The organism is Streptomyces sp. NRRL F-5126 (assembly GCF_000721265.1).
Lineage (GTDB): Bacteria > Actinomycetota > Actinomycetes > Streptomycetales > Streptomycetaceae > Streptomyces.
Genome location: NZ_JOFZ01000001.1, coordinates 610,677 through 626,396 on the forward strand (window position 1 = coordinate 610,677; position 15,720 = coordinate 626,396).

8 protein-coding genes are annotated in these 15,720 nt (G+C 67.0%); 2 read left to right on the forward strand and 6 right to left on the reverse strand.

The window, feature by feature from the left end; genetic code table 11:
* Positions 1-4 precede the first annotated feature (4 nt).
* The 4 genes from IH48_RS0102795 to IH48_RS0102810 are packed head-to-tail and all read right to left on the reverse strand — an operon-like array spanning position 5 to position 8,274.
* Entirely contained in the window at positions 5-3,265 is a 3,261-nt protein-coding gene (locus IH48_RS0102795) for a type I restriction endonuclease subunit R (protein ID WP_030898582.1), read from the reverse strand.
* On the reverse strand, positions 3,262-4,539 hold the full coding sequence (locus IH48_RS34765) for a restriction endonuclease subunit S (RefSeq protein WP_078849419.1): 1,278 nt from the start codon (positions 4,537-4,539) through the stop codon (positions 3,262-3,264). Before IH48_RS34765 ends, IH48_RS0102795 begins: the two co-directional genes overlap by 4 nt.
* On the reverse strand, positions 4,481-6,121 hold the full coding sequence (locus IH48_RS0102805) for a type I restriction-modification system subunit M (protein ID WP_030898585.1): 1,641 nt from the start codon (positions 6,119-6,121) through the stop codon (positions 4,481-4,483). The genes IH48_RS34765 and IH48_RS0102805 overlap by 59 nt, the downstream gene beginning before the upstream one ends.
* A 41-nt stretch (positions 6,122-6,162) precedes the next feature.
* Positions 6,163-8,274, reverse strand: a complete 2,112-nt coding sequence (locus tag IH48_RS0102810) for a hypothetical protein (RefSeq protein ID WP_037840803.1) — start codon at positions 8,272-8,274, stop codon at positions 6,163-6,165.
* A gap of 478 nt (positions 8,275-8,752) precedes the next feature.
* Between IH48_RS0102810 and IH48_RS0102815 the strand changes: the two genes are divergently transcribed.
* A complete protein-coding gene (locus IH48_RS0102815) occupies positions 8,753-10,264 on the forward strand; it encodes a hypothetical protein (RefSeq protein WP_030898589.1) in 1,512 nt (503 codons plus the stop codon).
* Entirely contained in the window at positions 10,257-12,929 is a 2,673-nt protein-coding gene (locus IH48_RS0102820; protein ID WP_158710230.1) for a hypothetical protein, read from the forward strand. The genes IH48_RS0102815 and IH48_RS0102820 overlap by 8 nt, the downstream gene beginning before the upstream one ends.
* 72 nt (positions 12,930-13,001) lie before the next feature.
* Here the strand turns inward: IH48_RS0102820 and IH48_RS0102825 are convergent, their stop codons facing one another.
* Both IH48_RS0102825 and IH48_RS0102830 read right to left on the reverse strand, forming a co-directional pair.
* Positions 13,002-14,219, reverse strand: a complete 1,218-nt coding sequence (locus IH48_RS0102825; protein WP_030898594.1) for a hypothetical protein — start codon at positions 14,217-14,219, stop codon at positions 13,002-13,004.
* Positions 14,219-15,715: an N-6 DNA methylase gene (locus IH48_RS0102830; RefSeq protein ID WP_234434126.1), complete on the reverse strand. Its 1,497-nt coding sequence runs from the start codon at positions 15,713-15,715 to the stop codon at positions 14,219-14,221. The genes IH48_RS0102825 and IH48_RS0102830 overlap by 1 nt, the downstream gene beginning before the upstream one ends.
* Between the last annotated feature and the right edge of the window lie 5 nt (positions 15,716-15,720).

Consider the following 15,720-nt stretch of genomic DNA (forward strand, 5'->3'; position numbering starts at 1 on the left):
GTTGCTACTTCGCAGCGGGCGCCCAGAGGGCGGCCACAATCTCCATCTGCTTGAGGACCAGGTCGACCGCCTCGCGCTCCTCCTCCGGCGGGTAATCGAACATCGCCAGCACGCGGCGGATTCGGGTACGGAGCTTCGCCCGGACGGGTTCGCGGGAGAGCCAGTCGACGGAGAGGTTCTTCTGGATGTCCTTGACGAGGGCACGGGCGATCTTGGCGAGGGTGTCGTCGCCGCCCTCCATCGCCTCGGCCATGTCTCGGTGTGCGACGGCGTCGTAGAAGGCCAACTCGGCGTGGGTCAGCGGCGGGTCGAACCGCTCGCCGCGGCGAGCCTCCGCGGACACCTCCCTTGCCAGGGCCGCGAGTTCGGCGATTACCTGGGCGCTGGTGAGCTGCTGGAGCATGTACCGCTTCATCAGGTCGTTCAGGCGCTCGGTGAAGCTCTCGTTGCGGACGACGTTGTGCTTGGTCACCTCCCGCATCTTCTGCTGGATCATGCGGCGCAGGGCCTCGGTGACCAGGTGCGGGGTCTCCGAGTTCTCCAGATTGCGCAGCTGCGCCTCGTTGAGGCGGGTGATGTCCAGCCGGCCGATCCCGGCCTCCGCGTATAGGTCGGTGATGTCGTCGGCGTCTACGACCGAGGCCGCGAGGGCCTGCAGGTAACGCTGGATCTCGGCGCTGAGCGGCTCCCCGCTCGCCTCGCGCTGGGCAGCGTCGAGCTTGATCATCCATGCCCGGACCTCGCTGAAAAAGGAAATGTCACGACGCCAGTCGTCCAGGTCCTCGCAGCGCTCGGCGATCTCCTTGCTCATCGCGCAGACTCGGTAGAAACGGTCCAGCCGGGCCGCGCTGTCCTTGAAGCGGACGGAAAGCGGCTTGGCGGGGGGCTCGACCTTGTTGCCCGGGTTCTTTGGGTCACGCAGGAAGTCGGCGGTCAGACGCAGCGCGCGCTTGCGAGAGTCGGGACGGCCGGTGTCAGCCAGCCACTCCTTCCAACGACTCCCGGCCAGCAGACCCTTGATGGTGGCCAGCTCATTCTTGACCTCGGTGACTGCCCGTTCGATGTCCGCGCCGAGGGTCTGGTCCTTGCGGTCCTTGTCCGAGTACTCGCGCAGGGCCTTGGTGAGGTTGTCGGTGAGCGGCGCGTAGCCGACGAGCAGGCCGTCCTGCTTGCCGCGGAAACGGCGGTTGACGCGGGCGAGCGCCTGCATCAGGTTGGCGCCCTGCATCGGGCGGTCCATGTACAGGGTGTGGATGGGCGGGGCGTCGTAGCCGGTGAGCAGCATCGAGTGAACGATGAGCAGTTCCAGCTCGTCGTCGGGGTCCTTGGCACGCTTCTGGACGACCTTCTGCTGGGACTTGCGCAGCGAATGCTTGCGCAGGCGCTTAGGGTCGGAGCGGTCGCCGTGAAAGACGATCTTCATGACGCCCTTGTCGACCTCGTCACTAACCCAGCCGGGCCGTCGCTCGGCCAGAGCGTCGAAGACCCGTACGCAAATCTCGCGGGTCGCGCACACGATCATCGCCTTGCCGGGGGCGCCGATGTCGGGTTTGACCAGCTCGCGGCGCTGCTCCCAGTGGGCGATCAGGTCGTCGGCGAGCTTCGCTACACGGTCCTCGGCACCGTAGACGGTGTTCATCGTCGTGGCGTACTGGATAGCGTGGCGACGCTCGGCATCGTCCATGCCCTCGGTGAGGGTGTTGGCCTGCTCGTCGAGCTTGTTCGGGTCGACGCCCTTGGGCAGGTCGACCTTGATGACACGCGGCTCGTGGAAGACGCGAACCGTGGCCCCGTCGTCCACAGCGCGCTTCAGATCGTAGATGTCGATGTACTCGCCGAAGACGGCACGGGTGTCAGCCTCGGCCCTCGAGATCGGCGTACCGGTGAAGGCGAGCAGGGTGGCGTACGGCAGGGCGTCCCGCAGGTGACGGGCATAGCCGTTGAGGCTGTCGTAGTGCGAGCGATGGGCCTCGTCGACGATCACCAGGATGTTGCGGCGATCGGAGAGGAGGGGGTGGGACTTGCCGGCGTCCTTCTCCTCCTTGCTCAGGCCGAACTTCTGGAGGGTGGTGAAGACGATCCCCCCGACGTTGCGTCGCGTCAGCTCGGTGCGCAACTCCTCACGTGTGTCGATCCGGTGGGCCTTCTGCCCGAGCAGGGTCTCGCTGTCGAGGAAGGTGTCGTAGAGCTGATCGTCGAGGTCGTTGCGGTCGGTGATGACGACAATGGTGGGGTTGTTGAGGGCCGGGTGGCGGGCGACTAACGCCGCCGTCTCCACCATCTCCTCCGACTTACCCGCGCCCTGCGTGTGCCACACGACGCCCGCCTGGCCGTTCGTCCGCGACGCCTCGACCACCGCGTCGACCGCGCTGTTCACTGCGAAGTACTGGTGCGGCTTTGCGATGCGCTTGCCGGAAAGGGTCTCGCCCGGCTTGGGCGGCGGGAAGTTGACGAAGTTGCGGGCGAGGGAGAGAAACCGGTCCTGCGTGAACAGTCCGTGCAGGGCCAGGTTCAGCGCGTCGAGGCCGTCGTAACCGGGCTCGTTGGTGTCGACGGGCTTGCCCTCGTGGTCAACGTTCCAGGGGGCGAAGTGCTCGTACGGCGTGAACACTGTGCCGTACTTGGCGGTTATGCCGTCTGAGACCAGGCAGAGGACGTTGTAGCGGAACGCGATCGGGAACTCCGAGACGTACGTCTGGAGTTGGGCGTGCGCAGACTTGAGGGTCGCATTCTCGTCGGAGGCGCTCTTCAGCTCGATGACGGCGAGGGGGAGGCCGTTGACGTACAGGACGATGTCGAAGCGGCGGTGGCTGCCATCGGTGTCCCTGACCGTGACCTGGTTGACGGCGAGGTAGTTGTTCGCGTCGGGGTCCGTGAAGTCGACGAGGCGGACGGTGGGGGTGTGCTCGGCGCCGAACTCGTCGGTATAAGTGAGGCGAATGCCAGTGGTCAGGTACTCGTGGACCTGCTTGTTCTCCGGGTACGCCTCGCGGGAGGTGGGGTCGGTGGCGATTCGGAGGGCTTCGTGGACGGCGGTGGAGGTCAGCTTCGGGTTCAGCTTCTCGATGGCTGCCTGGAGCTCGTCGTGGAGGATCAGGTCGTCCCAGTCGCGGCGGTGGCCAGTGCCGGGGGCCAGGTCCTTGCCAGCCCTTTTCTCCCAGGCGAGTTGCACGAGTTCATCCAGGGCCAAGTGCTCCCACGTGGCCTCGGTCATTTTGGCGTCGAGGTGGGCGGGGGTGTGCTCGCTACCGCTTTCGGTCGTCATACGGCGTCCTCCACGATCTTCTCGGCGTCACGGACGCGGAGCTTGCCGGCCATTAGTTGGGGGAGGAGGGTGTCGCGTAGGGCAGCTAGGGTGCGCGATTCGGCCGTGGCTTGAGCAGCTCTGCGATGCAGTGGCGCAACAGCCCGCGCAAACTCGGCACTGTTCCGTTCACTCGCCAGCCGGATGGTCATGGCCTTGAAATTCTTGCGACTCAGCTCAAGGAAGGTCGACCCATTAGCCAGGCTGATCATTTCTTCCACGCGAGAGCGCATTTCATGAAGCAGCCACCATCGCAGCTCCTCGGTTGGCGGCAGGACGACGATGAAGCCCTGGTTTACCGCAGCGGGCATCTGCGGTAGAGCAAAAGCCCCAATGGTTGCACGAGAGGTCATGAAGATGGACTGTGCTGGATAAAGCCGCGATGCACAGTTTTCCAGCCCTTCACCTGTCACGGTCCTGCCCGTTTCAAACAGATACGGCGCAGACAGAGCGGTTACGTCCGTTGGAGTGGTCCAAGCGATCCCTCCACCCCAGTATTCCTCTGTCTTCGTACTTGGCGTCCCTCCGCCGACAACCGTCGCCGTCGAACCAAACGTGTCGGGGCCGAAGTCCAATCCCTGGGCAGAACTGGCAAATTGGGCGTCCGCAAGTTCAAGTGCTCTGCCCGCGATGCGCTCGTTAACCGTGATCTTTTCATCCAGCACCCCAAGAACGTCGGAAATCGCGCGCTGGATTGCCAACGGTGGCACCGTAACGCTCAATCGCCGCTGTTCCGTGAGCGACACATATGCCGCCATATCAGACTCATTTTCGCGAGCCCGAAGCTGCGCCTTGAAAGGCTCAGACCGAAGGAAAGCATAAAGGTATTGAGGATCGATTACCTCATGGTTCAGGCTACGCCAGAACGTTGTCTGAGGCGAGCAAACGAACGGCGGGCTGGCGGCTGGAGCGAAAGCGACCTTACCCACCGTTCCCTTGTGAGATAGAACTACGTCACAGGGCGCACCAATCCCTTTCCTAACTCTTTCCCTTGCGATTTCGTTGATCTTTTGAGCCGACTCGAAGAGAAGGCGCCCACCCCTCATGTCTGCGGCACGAATGAAAGCCGTTCCGGTGTCCCCGAATTCTGCTGGCCGCGGCCGATACTCGCCATGGTTTCCGTCTTGCACTAGGAGAACACCGTCGGCTTCGAGATCCCTAACAACGCGCTGCCACTCAGCCACCGATCCTCCCCAACTGCTCCCGCACGACCGCATCCAACCGAGCCGACTCATCCAACTGCTCGAAGAGCTCCTTCGTCAGCCGGGCGATCCGCTCCTCCACCGGCTCCGCGTCCGGGTCATCCTCGGCCTCTGCCGCTCCCACGTATCGCCCCGGAGCCAGCACATAGTCGTGCTTCTCGATCTCCTCCAGAGCGGCGCTGTAGCAGTACCCCGGCACGTCCTCGTATGTAAGGCCCTTATCCCGCGCCGACTTGGTGCCACGCCACGCGTGATACGTGTCGGAGATCTTCTCCAGGTCCTGGTCGGTAAACCTGCGCTCGGTCTTGTCGACCATCGTGCCCATCGCGCGCGCGTCGATGAACAGCACCCGGCTCCGCCGGTCCTCCAGCGCCTTCGTGCCCTGCGGGGACTTGTCCTTCGTCAGGAACCACAGGCACGCCGGGATCGCCGTCGTACGGAAGAGGTTGCCCGGCAAGGCGATCATGCAGGAGACCAGGTCCGCCTCGACCATCGCCGCACGGATCTCGCCCTCGCCCGACTGCTTTGACGACATCGAGCCGTTGGCTAGAACCACGCCCGCGCTGCCCCGGTCCCCCAGCTTCGACACGATGTGCTGGAGCCAGGCGTAGTTCGCGTTCGACTGGGGCGGGGTGCCGTACCGCCACCGCCTGTCGTCCGTCTTCCTTGCCCAGTCCGACATGTTGAAGGGCGGGTTGGCCATCACGAAATCGGCCTTCAGATCTGGCAGTTTGTCGTCCACGAACGTGTCCGCCCAGCGGTCGCCGACGCCCTTCGGGTCCATGCCGTGGATGGCGAGGTTCATCTTGGCCAGACGCCACGTGCGCTCGTTGGCCTCTTGGCCGTAGACCGCGATGTCGTGCGTGTGGTCCTTGCCGCGCCGCTTCGCGACAAACTTGCCGCTCTGCACGAACATGCCGCCCGAGCCGCATGCCGGGTCGTACACCCGGCCCTCGTACGGCTCCAGGACCTCGACGAGCAGACGGACCACACTCGCCGGCGTGTAGAACTCGCCGGCCCGCTTGCCCTCAGCCCGCGCGAACTTCTCCAGGAAGTACTCGTAGGTCTCACCCAGCACGTCCTGCGCCGGACGGTCGCCATGCCCAGTGAAGCGCGCGTCGCTGATGAGGTCGACGAGTTCCTTCAAGCGCTTCTGGTCGACGTTGTCGCGGTTGAAGATCTTCGGGAGTACGCCGGTGAGGGTCTTGTTGGCCTTCATCACCTCGTCCATGGCCTCGTCGAGGAGCTTGCCGACGCCGCCCTCCGCACTGGCTGCGTTCTCGGAGATGTGGTCCCAACGGGCCGTCGGCGGCACCCAGAAGACGTTCTTCTCCGTGTATTCGTCCTTCTCCTCCAGGAAGGCCGCCCGGCGGTGCTCGGGGATCTGGGCCAGCTCGGGGTCAGCGGCCAGTTCCTCGCGGCGTTCGGTGAAGGCGTCGGAGACGTACTTCAGGAAGACCAGGCCGAGCACGAACTCCTTGTACTGGGCGGCGTCCATGGAGCCGCGGAGCTTGTCCGCGGCCTTCCACAGGATGTCCTGGATCTCCTTGGTGCTGGAGACACTCAGCAGTTCGCCCTGTCCGGCGGCTGCCACAACTCGCTTGCGGGGTGGCATCGTTCCTTCTTCCGACTCGTCGGTGGGTGGGTGTGGATGGATTACGTGCGGTTGATGGTTCGGGCTTCGCCGAGGGTGAGGGTGCCGTCGGCCAGGCCCGCGATGGTCAGGCGGCGGGCCTCGGCGAGGGCATCGGACTGGGCGCGCAGCAGGCGTTCCCGTCGTTCGGTCTCGGCGAGGAGGGCGTCGAAGCGCAGGACCTCGTCCGGGTCGAGGTCGGGGAGCTGGTACTCCTCGATACGGCGGGCAGGGCGTACCGCGCTGGGGCTGCGGGCAGTGCCACGGGCCGCGCCGAGCAGAGCCGCGAGGACCCGGGGGGTGAGCGGGCGGGTGGCGTCGGCGTTGACCCGGAGAATGCGGGCAGGGAACGCGACGACCGAGAAACCGTCGTGGTCGACGTACACGCCCAGGCGGGGCGCGAGGGTGTAGACGACGTCACCGGGCTCGGTGAGCGCCGCCCGTTCGTACGCCGTCGCCAGCAGCAGGCGGTCGATGCGGCGGTCGCCCACGGGTTGTTCGCCGGTGACCTCCTCGGAACCCAGGACGGTGTGGTGGCCGTCCCGGGTGAGCTGCTTCTCGTCGATACGGTGGCCGGGGAGGCGGGTCACCCTGCGTGCGGTGATCAGCTTGCCGAGGGTGGTGCGCCTGGGCAGGCGACCGACCCTGCGCATTACGGCCCCTCGGTAAGGGCCTCGCTCGTCCTCGTACGTGCGGGTGTCCGCCGTCGCGCGCTCCAGGCGGGCCTCGGCCTCGGCGATCAGGGCGGGGCGTTCGGTGACCTTGTCGGACCAGATCGCGGAGGCGGGCGGCGCAGGTGGGGTCAGGGGACCGCCAAAGGCCCGGTCCAGGTCGGCGACGGGTACCACACGGCCGTAGCGCGGGTCGTGACCGTCGAGTCCTCGGAAGCCTTCTGCCCGCCAAAGGAAGACGTCCTCGGCGAGTCGCATGCGCACACCCGGCGTGAGCTGTTCCGAGCTAATGTCAGCCAGTAAGACCATGCCCTCTGCCTCCCGGACGGGACCGCGTGTGAGCGTCCACAGCGCGGGACGGTAGCCGGGGCGGAAGGGCAGGACCCCGCCGGGAAGCGCGATTACCGACTCGACGATGTTCTCGCGCAGGAGGGCCGAGCGGAGCTGGGCGGCCTCCGTGCTCTTCAGTTCGTCGACAAGAGCGTCGGCCGGTCCGAGGACGAGGGCCGTGCAGCCAGGGCGGAGGAGATAGGCGACGCGTTCGAGCTCCGTCAGCGCGGCGAGTACCGAGCGGTCCTCGCCGGGGCGGTACGGGAGCTGTGTGACGACGATGTCCGGGTCCGCGAAGCGTTCCTCCAGGTCGGAACCGGTCTGCACGTCCAGGTCGAGTTCGCTTACGCCCGCCAGCAGGAAGCGGCGGCGGGTAATGCGGGTAAGCCGGTCGTCGGGGTCGGCGGCGAGGACGGTGACGCGGTCGCGGTCCTCCGTGTCGTCGAGGAGCGCGGCGAGCAGGTCGCCCGCGTTGGCGTGCGGATCAGCGAGAGTGAGGGACTCGCCTCGCTCAAGACGGACGCGGAGGTCGGTGAGCTGGGTAAGCAGGCTCCGCAACTCCGGGGTAACAGCGTCGGCGGTGAGGGAGTCCAGCCCGAGCCGGGAGCGGGCGGCGAGCAGCCACTCGTACGCGCCCCGCTCGTCGTAGGCGGACTCGACCAGGTCCTCAGCGAGGCGGGCGAGTGGGGCCGCCGTGGTGTCGATCGCGCGAAGCTCGCGGAGTACGAAATCGTCCTCGGCGTCGATCCGTTCGGCTCGGCGCAGCAGCGCGGACCAGAGTGCCTCGTCTGCTTCGGCGTCGGGCAGGGAGGCCGGGGAGACGTTCGAGTCGTCGGCCAGTGGCCGGCGGTCGAGCTGGCGCAGGCACAGCAAGCTGCCCAGCGTCTCGACCAGCTGCCACGGCGTGAAACGGTCCCGCAGCGCGATGATGCCGAAAAGGGCCAGCTCGGATCGGAGCTCCTCCGGGGCGGCGTTGCCAAGGCCGGAGGCGATCAGCCAGTCGGTCACCTGCGCACCGTCGAACAGCGGCCGTCCTGAGTTTTCGGAGATGGCGGCGGGGAAGTCCGGGTGGCGTCGGCGCCAGGTGGACACGACAGGGCGCTTCACCCGGGCGAACGTCGCAATGTCGGACATCGACACCAGGAGGGGCGCCGGTGCTGGCGAGCGGAGTGCCGGGTTTGGCAGACCAGTGACCACGGTACGCATCCCCTCCCCCGCTCATCTATCGTCACATCAGCCGCTTCGGCCATCAGGCCGGGCCTTGTCTCACGTCACGGCTCCGCTTGCAGCAGATTCCGCCCGACGCCACAAGACGATACTCCGACCCCGACAACGCGAGTGCAGCTTCATTTGATAATGGCGGTTATCAGACCCTGGATGAGACTCGCCCCATCGAGCTGACTCGACCAGTTGGGTGATTCACATCCGAAGTGCCACTCCCCCGAGAGATGCGACAGAATGACGGATCAGTTTCCCGACTGAACGGCACTGAGGGGGTGGCAGCGGGAAATGGTCGAGCACAGCCGCGGTCCGTCTTGCCGAAAAGGGTTCACTGCGCGGCGCACCTACAGGCCAGCGGCGTTCAACCGCTCTCGGTCCGATGGTTGAGCGCATGGCCGCCGTCGGCGAGAAGGGGCAGACACCCGAGCTCGTGGACGGACCGGGCTGGAGCCGCCCCGGACTGGACGTCGCCGCGGGCCGTTATCCGCTCTCGGTGGAGCGGCATGTGGCGCGCATGGTCGATCATCTGGTCCCCGGGGTGACCACCCAGACGCCGCACGCGCGTTACTACGCACTGCACGGGCTGATCGCGGCGCAAGCCGACGCGGAGGACCTGACGGTCCCGGCCGCCCAGACGCTGCTGCGCCGGGCGGAAGTGGCCTTGGCTGCCGTGTCGTTCGCGCATCATCCGCAGGCTCTGGAGTGGCTGCCGCGTGCTCATGGGATCGATGCCCTGGCCCGGCGGCTGCACGCCGGCACGGTCGCCATGTCCGAGGCCGAGGGCCCGGGCAAGGACGGATACGTGGGTAACTCGTGGGGGTTCTGGGCGCCGTACGCCGGATCCGAGGTCGCGCTCGGCATCCTCGGTGCGGGGCCTATGCCGGTTCCCGGACCGCGGTTGGAGACCGCGGCACTACGAGCTGGGCTGGGCGGGCTGTTCGAACTGGCCGCCGAGGACACGCTGAACGTGGTTGATCTCGCCTCTTTCGGGGACCGGCTGTGCGTGTGCGTGGGCGGTGAGCATCCTGACGGGGCGTGGCTGGCGAACCTCATGTGCGAGCCCGGTGCACCGGCCGAAGCAGGTTCCCGCTCGGCAACACGACGACAGACGATTCAGCTTCTGGCTCGTATGGTCGCCACGCATCCCGTCCGATATTTCACCCGCGACATCGGCCATGTACTCGCTTTCGGCGACTTCCTGATGACCGATCCCGTGACCAGCGGCATCGACGCGGCCTGTGCCTGGCGCGGAGTGGTGTTGCGGAACTACTCCGTCGGAGCCTGGCGCCGCCTGTGGTCCTGGCTCGTGGAGCAGGTCGACGAGCTGGTGCCGATCGAGGAAGTGGCCGACCGCTTCGCCGCGGAGCTTCCCGACATGACGGTGGACGCGTTCCTGTCCTCCCTTCCCGCGACGCAGAGCACGTCCGGAGCGCCGTTGCCCGCCGAGCACGACCTGAGGTGGGCGGGTGATCCCTTGCCCCTCGCCGAACTGCGGGTGCTCGCCACCAATGCCCGTCGGGTGGACGAACTCACCGGTCGGGTCCGGGACGCGTTCCTTGGCCAGCGCGGTGTCGAGCTCGGCCCGGAATGGGTCCAGCGGCGGCTTGACGAAGCGCGGCCCATGAAACTGCGCGATGTCGCCCGCCGACTCACCTACGACCTGGTAGCGCGGTCGCAGCGGATTGCGCTGGCCAAGGCCCGCCGACGTGCTGACGGCACGCTGTGGTTACCGACCCGGCTGCACGAACGGGGCGGGCTGCTCTACCGGACAAGCCAGGAGGGGCGCGGTGACGTCGGGCTACGGCTGGACCAGCTCGGGACCGTCCTGGCCACCTGCGGCGTACTGCACTACCACGACCAGCACTGGTCGGTGACCAGTAGCGGGAGGGCTCTCCTTGACTGAGACCGCACCGGCACCGGTCGTGGTGGAGCCACCAACCGCGTTCGCCTCTCCGCTGACCCTCATCCTCGACGAGGAGCGCACGGGCGCGCGGAACCTGGAAGAAGCACTCTTCCTCAGTTTCACCGCCGATCTCGGCTTCTTCGAGGAGGTCGCCCTCGGCGTCACCCAGGCCACCGGCGCACGCGTCACGGTGGCGGGAGACGTCTCCATGGCCCGGAACGATCCCCGCTCCGTCCGGCGGGCCGGCCGGAGCTATCTCGCCGGTCTGGCATACGTCCACGGTGCCGCGTTCCATCCCAAGCTAATCGTCCTCGCCGGACCGGAACACTCCATCATCGCCCTCGGCTCCGGCAACACCACACTGGCCGGCTGGCAGGCCAACGCCGAACTGTGGACGGTTCTGCGGGTGGACGGCCAGCAGAGTCCCGCCGCGGTTCCGGAGCTCTCGGCATGGCTGCGCGACCTCCCGGAAAAGGTGAGGTTCTCCGCCGGAGTGCCACAGGCGCTGGGTCGGGTCGCAGAACTGCTGGACCGGCTCCACCGCGACAGAACACCCAAGGCGCCACAAGTCCGCGTCGTCAGCAGTCTGCGTTCGCCGATCATCGATCAGCTGCCGCAGGGGCCCGTCGACGAACTGGCCGTGTTCGCGCCCTTCTACGACCGGCGCTCGATGGCACTTCGGCGGCTGCTCGAACGCTTCCGGCCGAGCCGGTTCACCCTCGCATACCAGCCCGGGCTCAGCGATCTCGACAGTCCGTCGGTCGCCGCCCTGGTGAAGGAGTACGACGGACGCGTCATCAGCGACAACGACCAGCGGTACCGCCACGGGAAACTCGTCGAGTGGGTCTCCGAGGGGCAGCGGTGGGCCCTGACCGGCAGCCCGAACCTTTCCGCCGCGGCCCTGCTGCTTTCCCAGGGCGAGGGCGGCAACTGCGAACTCGGCGTCATCACCCCCATTCCCGCCACCCTCCTTCCGGACGGCACCGACGAGCCCGCCGCCCGGCTGCTCACGCCCCCGCCTCTTCCCCGCCCCATCGCCGGTAGTGGGCCGCTGCTGCTCGGTGCCCTACGCGTATCGGACGGCCTGGAGATCAGCGTGGCCCGGCCTCTCTCCGACAACGCTCACCTGGAGTTGTCTCAGGCGGCAGCACCGCCGGAGGCATGGGAGCGCATCGCCGACATCCCGCCCGGGCAGGCCACGCTGACGGTGACGGCTCCGGCTGATGCGGGCAGCCGTGTGCGCCTGGTCGTAGTCGACAGCGACGGCGTACCGAGCTTCGGCAACATCGTGTTCGTCGTCGACCCTGACCGCGCTCTGCGTCGAATGACCCCGGCACAGTCCCAGGCCCCCACGACACGGCCTCCCGACCTGTTCGCGGATCCCCGGCTCGCCGAACGATTCCTGGGCGACCTGGAAACCCTCCGTGCGGGACTGACCCCCACCCCAGCGGGCGTATCCGCGAGCGGCAGCACTGGCGGTGCGGCCGCGACGGCTTCGCTGGATGGCGACGAGGACGGCTGGGAGCGCTATCTGGACGAATGCGCCGGGCGCGTCGGGCATCCGCTCACTCGCTTCGCGCTGGGGCTCCCCCTGCCCACCGACATCAGCACGCCCTTTCAGGACCTGCTGCCCGTCTCCTGGGACGAGCGGTTCACCGACGACATCGAAGCCGCCCTCGACGATGACGACGCCGAGGCCGTGGCAGCAGAGCATGACCCCGAGGCAGCCAGTGCCGAAGCGAGCAGCACCGCCACCCTGCCCGACCTCCGGCAGGCCGACCAGGAAGTCCGCCGTAGATACCGGCGCTGGGTGGAGCGCCTCGTCGCCCTCGCTCCCCAGCTGGGCCCTCCGGAGCGCATGCTCGTCGTCCGGCTGACCCTGTGGGCCGTCGCGGCAGGCGCCTGGTCTCCGGCACACTCCGACTGGCTGCCGCTGCTCTCCCGGGCCGTTCGCGCACTGAACCGAAACGATCTCCCCGAGCGGATCGAGCCGCAGGTCGGCAGCCTCGCCGCAGTCGCCCTGGCCGTGCTCCGAAGCCACGCCCCACGCTACGAGATCACCCCTGAGACGCTCGCCTTCAACGAAGCCTCCCAGGCAGTCGGTCACCTGCTTCCCGCAGTGGACTCCGCGTACGTCGCGGAATACACGGCGCTGCTCGACACAGCCTTCGGCCCGGCCGTCGACCAGGCCGCCGTGCTCGATGTCGCGTCGGACGTTGTCCAGGACGATCCCCTCGCTGACGCCGTATGGTCCCTCGCCGAGAAGGGGCGCGACGTACACCGCCACGGACGACTCCTGCTCCATGTCACCGGCCGCTTCAGCAACCCCGCGCTGGTGGCACTCGAAGCAGTCGGCGCCGCCGAGGATGCGCCCCTCGTCGGGGCCTGGGCCGACTCTGGCTCGGACTCCGGCGGGGGAGCCTGGGCGCTGGTCGTCTGGCGTCGGCCCGACCTCATCGTGGTCGATGCCCGCCGGCCGATTCCCCTCTGGCGGCATTACCGGCTCACCGGGCTGGTAGGCCCCAGAGCCCTCGCCGCACAACGCGGCTTCGAATCCGCCGCATCCGTCAACCACGGTCCCCGCAACCAGCCTTTCGAACTGGCTCAGCAGGTCCTGTTGGACCTCGGCTTGGTCGGACCTCGGCCACCACACTGCGAGCTATAAGCCCGTGGTGAAGCGAGGTGATCGGTACTGATCGACCACCGAAGCGGCAACGGGTCTGAAGCGCTCGGCTGGTCACGCCATCGTTGTCGGTTCCCGGAGGACGCCGGCCTTCGCTGAGATGTCGCGCAGGAGCACCTCCCGCAGGGTGTGCAGCGTCGCGATCTTGGCGACGAGGAGTCGCGCCGCGGCGTGCAGGGGATCGGCCACCGCGTGGAAATCGGTGCGCGTGAACCGGTCTGGCCAGGTGACCTCCAGGCGCTTGAGGGCGCCGGCCGAGATTTCCCGCCCGTTCTGGCCCTGCGCCAGCCGCGCGATGTCGCTGCTCCTGCTTCTGAGTTCGTGGAGCAGCCACCAACCGTCCTCGTCCTCACCAGGTCGTATGGCCACGACGCTTCTGAGCGGTGTTGCTGGTTGGCTCAGCACAGCGATGTGTGCACCGTCGGAACGGGTGCTCAGCAGCAAGGTGCCGGGAGGAGATGCCTCGCCGTCGTTCGATGGACTGCTCAGACGGAACCCCCGGACATGGGGCACCGGGAGGTCGTAGAGATCTTTAGGGGCGACTGCATCGGTTACGTCGGTGGTGGGTTCTGTGCGCAGCGGGGGAAGCGAGCGTTCGGAACCTTTGCCTGTCTTCGACTTGGCGACTTTCGCGAGTGGTTGTGTCTCCCACGGCGGAATCGTCGACGCCCACTCGTCATGAAGGACGTCGGCCAGTTCCACCGCCTTGCGGGCGGCCTCCTGGTAGAGGGCGGTCATCTCCTCGATGAGGCCGAAGGCCCGGTGGTACGCGTTGATGACATCTGGCGGAGGCAGTGGAAACAGCATGCGATGGAGGGTTTCGAGGCTGATGGTGGGCTCGATATGTGCCGTCACGTCCTCGTCGATACGAGCCTTCGCCGTCGGTGTCTGTAGCCAGATACGCAGCCACCGCACTATGTGCGGCTCAGCGCGGATGATGCCGATTGACCTGGTTGCTGTACATCCCGCGTGCTCGGCGGTGACCAGTGCGGAATCGCCCACCCGTCGAACGAGTACGACGGCCAGGTCGCCGTCCCTGAGGATTGCCCGGCTGGGCGGGGATTCGCTGGGCCGATACGCATCGGTCCTGGGCGAGAGGATCCTGCCGTTCTGGACGAACGTCGAGCTGACGGCTCCTGCAGTCTGATCGCCAGTCGCGTCGTCGAGGAAACCGGAAGTGGTGTAGATGCGCCCGTGGATCCGCTCATGATTGATGGAGGTCGTCCGCCAATCCGCTTCACCTGAGGCCACCTGGTCGGCATTGGCTTCCATCAGATCTCCTCCAAGGCGTCCAACAGTTGGAGCTCTAGTGCGCGCATCTGCTCGAACTGATCGGTTAGTTCGAGCTTGAGCTGCTCGACCCGGCTCCGTGTGTCCCGCTCTGGTCCAGGAGGCTCCACGGCGTACGAGGTCGGCATCAGGCTGGACTCCCGGTCGGCGATCTCCTTGGTAGAGCAGCTTCGGGACCAGCCGACTGTGTCGTTGTACGGCGAGGCCGCAGCACCGTTCCCGGAGAGGCCACGCCAGGCCGCCAGGGTGGTCAGGACCGATGCCGTGTTCTTCTCGCCCAGCCTCCGCGCTCTCGAATTCGGGACCGGTTCGAAGGCTCGCCGCGCGTTGATGAAAAGCACCTGCTGGCGGCGGTTCTGGACACCCCAGCCGGGGCGCGCGCTCTTGTCCTTGTTGAGCACCCACAGACAGGCGGGGGCTTTGGAGTGACCGAACACGCGAGGTGGCAGAGCGATTACGCACTCGACGAGATCGTCACGCAGGAGGCGTTCGCGGAGCCTTCGGGTGACGGGCTGTCTGCTGTTGGCCACGCTGTCGGCCATCAGGAAGACGGCACGTCCAGCCGGAGCCAGCGCGTGCGCGATGTGCTGAATCCACGCAGAGTTGGCGGACCCTCTGGACGGAGGCTCCTCCGGCCACCGGGGATCGACCGGGATTGAGGTAGGCGACCGGCGGGCGCCCTGCTCCGACTTGTCCTCCGGTGCCCAGTCGCGCTGGTTGAAGGGAAGGTTGGCCAGGATAATGTCGTGGGGCTCAGATTCGGGCTCCGCGAGGCTGTCCCCGGGCGGGAAGACGTGAGCCGTGATCCCACGTACCGCGAAGTTCATGCGGGCCACCTGAGAGGTGTGGGCGTGCTGCTCCTTTCCCTGCAAGGACATGGTCGGATTCAGCCCGACGCTTTCGCGGACGTAGCGGTGACTCTCGACGAGCAGTCCTCCTGAACCGCAGACCGGGTCCAGCAGTCTGTGCCTGTCACGGGGGACGGCCGCACCGACGATGAGACGTGCCATGTCATCCGGCGTGAAGTAGTGGTTGCCCTCAGCCTGGTCCGCTGAGAGGTCACGGAGGCACTGGTCAAGCAGGGGCCCGACCCTTTCGATGGAACCGATGGCCTGGACGAGAGCGTGCAGGTGTCCTTCGGAACCAGAGGGCGGAACGGGCATCAGGTTCCTCGTGCCGGCGTCAGCACCCTGTTCGTCGGTTAGGGGAAGCCAGTGGCTCAGACACTTGCTCACGGCAGCGCGGATTCCCGAGCCGCGCCCTGCGGGCTGCCCCATCAACCACGACCATGTCGGTACGCCGGTGCCGGGCTCGGCGTGCGCTTTCCGGCTCAGGTACAGCAACCCGAGGACGAGGCGGGTCGCATCGTGGGCGTTCATCAGCCGCGAGAGGTGCGTGCGGTGTCGGCGCACCTTCGCGAGCACATCGTCGAGCGAGGAGGCGCTCTCGGCCTGCACGTGTCCGCCAAGGGCACTCATGTCGC

Excerpts from the sequence above, each read along its gene's own strand:
- IH48_RS0102815 (WP_030898589.1), top strand. The coding sequence starts at position 8,753 with ATGGCCGCCGTCGGCGAGAAGGGGCAGACACCCGAGCTCGTGGACGGA.
- IH48_RS0102825 (WP_030898594.1), bottom strand. The coding sequence starts at position 14,219 with ATGGAAGCCAATGCCGACCAGGTGGCCTCAGGTGAAGCGGATTGGCGG.
- IH48_RS0102805 (WP_030898585.1), bottom strand. The coding sequence starts at position 6,121 with ATGCCACCCCGCAAGCGAGTTGTGGCAGCCGCCGGACAGGGCGAACTG.
- IH48_RS0102810 (WP_037840803.1), bottom strand. The coding sequence starts at position 8,274 with ATGTCCGACATTGCGACGTTCGCCCGGGTGAAGCGCCCTGTCGTGTCC.
- IH48_RS34765 (WP_078849419.1), bottom strand. The coding sequence starts at position 4,539 with ATGAGTCGGCTCGGTTGGATGCGGTCGTGCGGGAGCAGTTGGGGAGGA.
- IH48_RS0102795 (WP_030898582.1), bottom strand. The coding sequence starts at position 3,265 with ATGACGACCGAAAGCGGTAGCGAGCACACCCCCGCCCACCTCGACGCC.
- IH48_RS0102830 (WP_234434126.1), bottom strand. The coding sequence starts at position 15,715 with ATGAGTGCCCTTGGCGGACACGTGCAGGCCGAGAGCGCCTCCTCGCTC.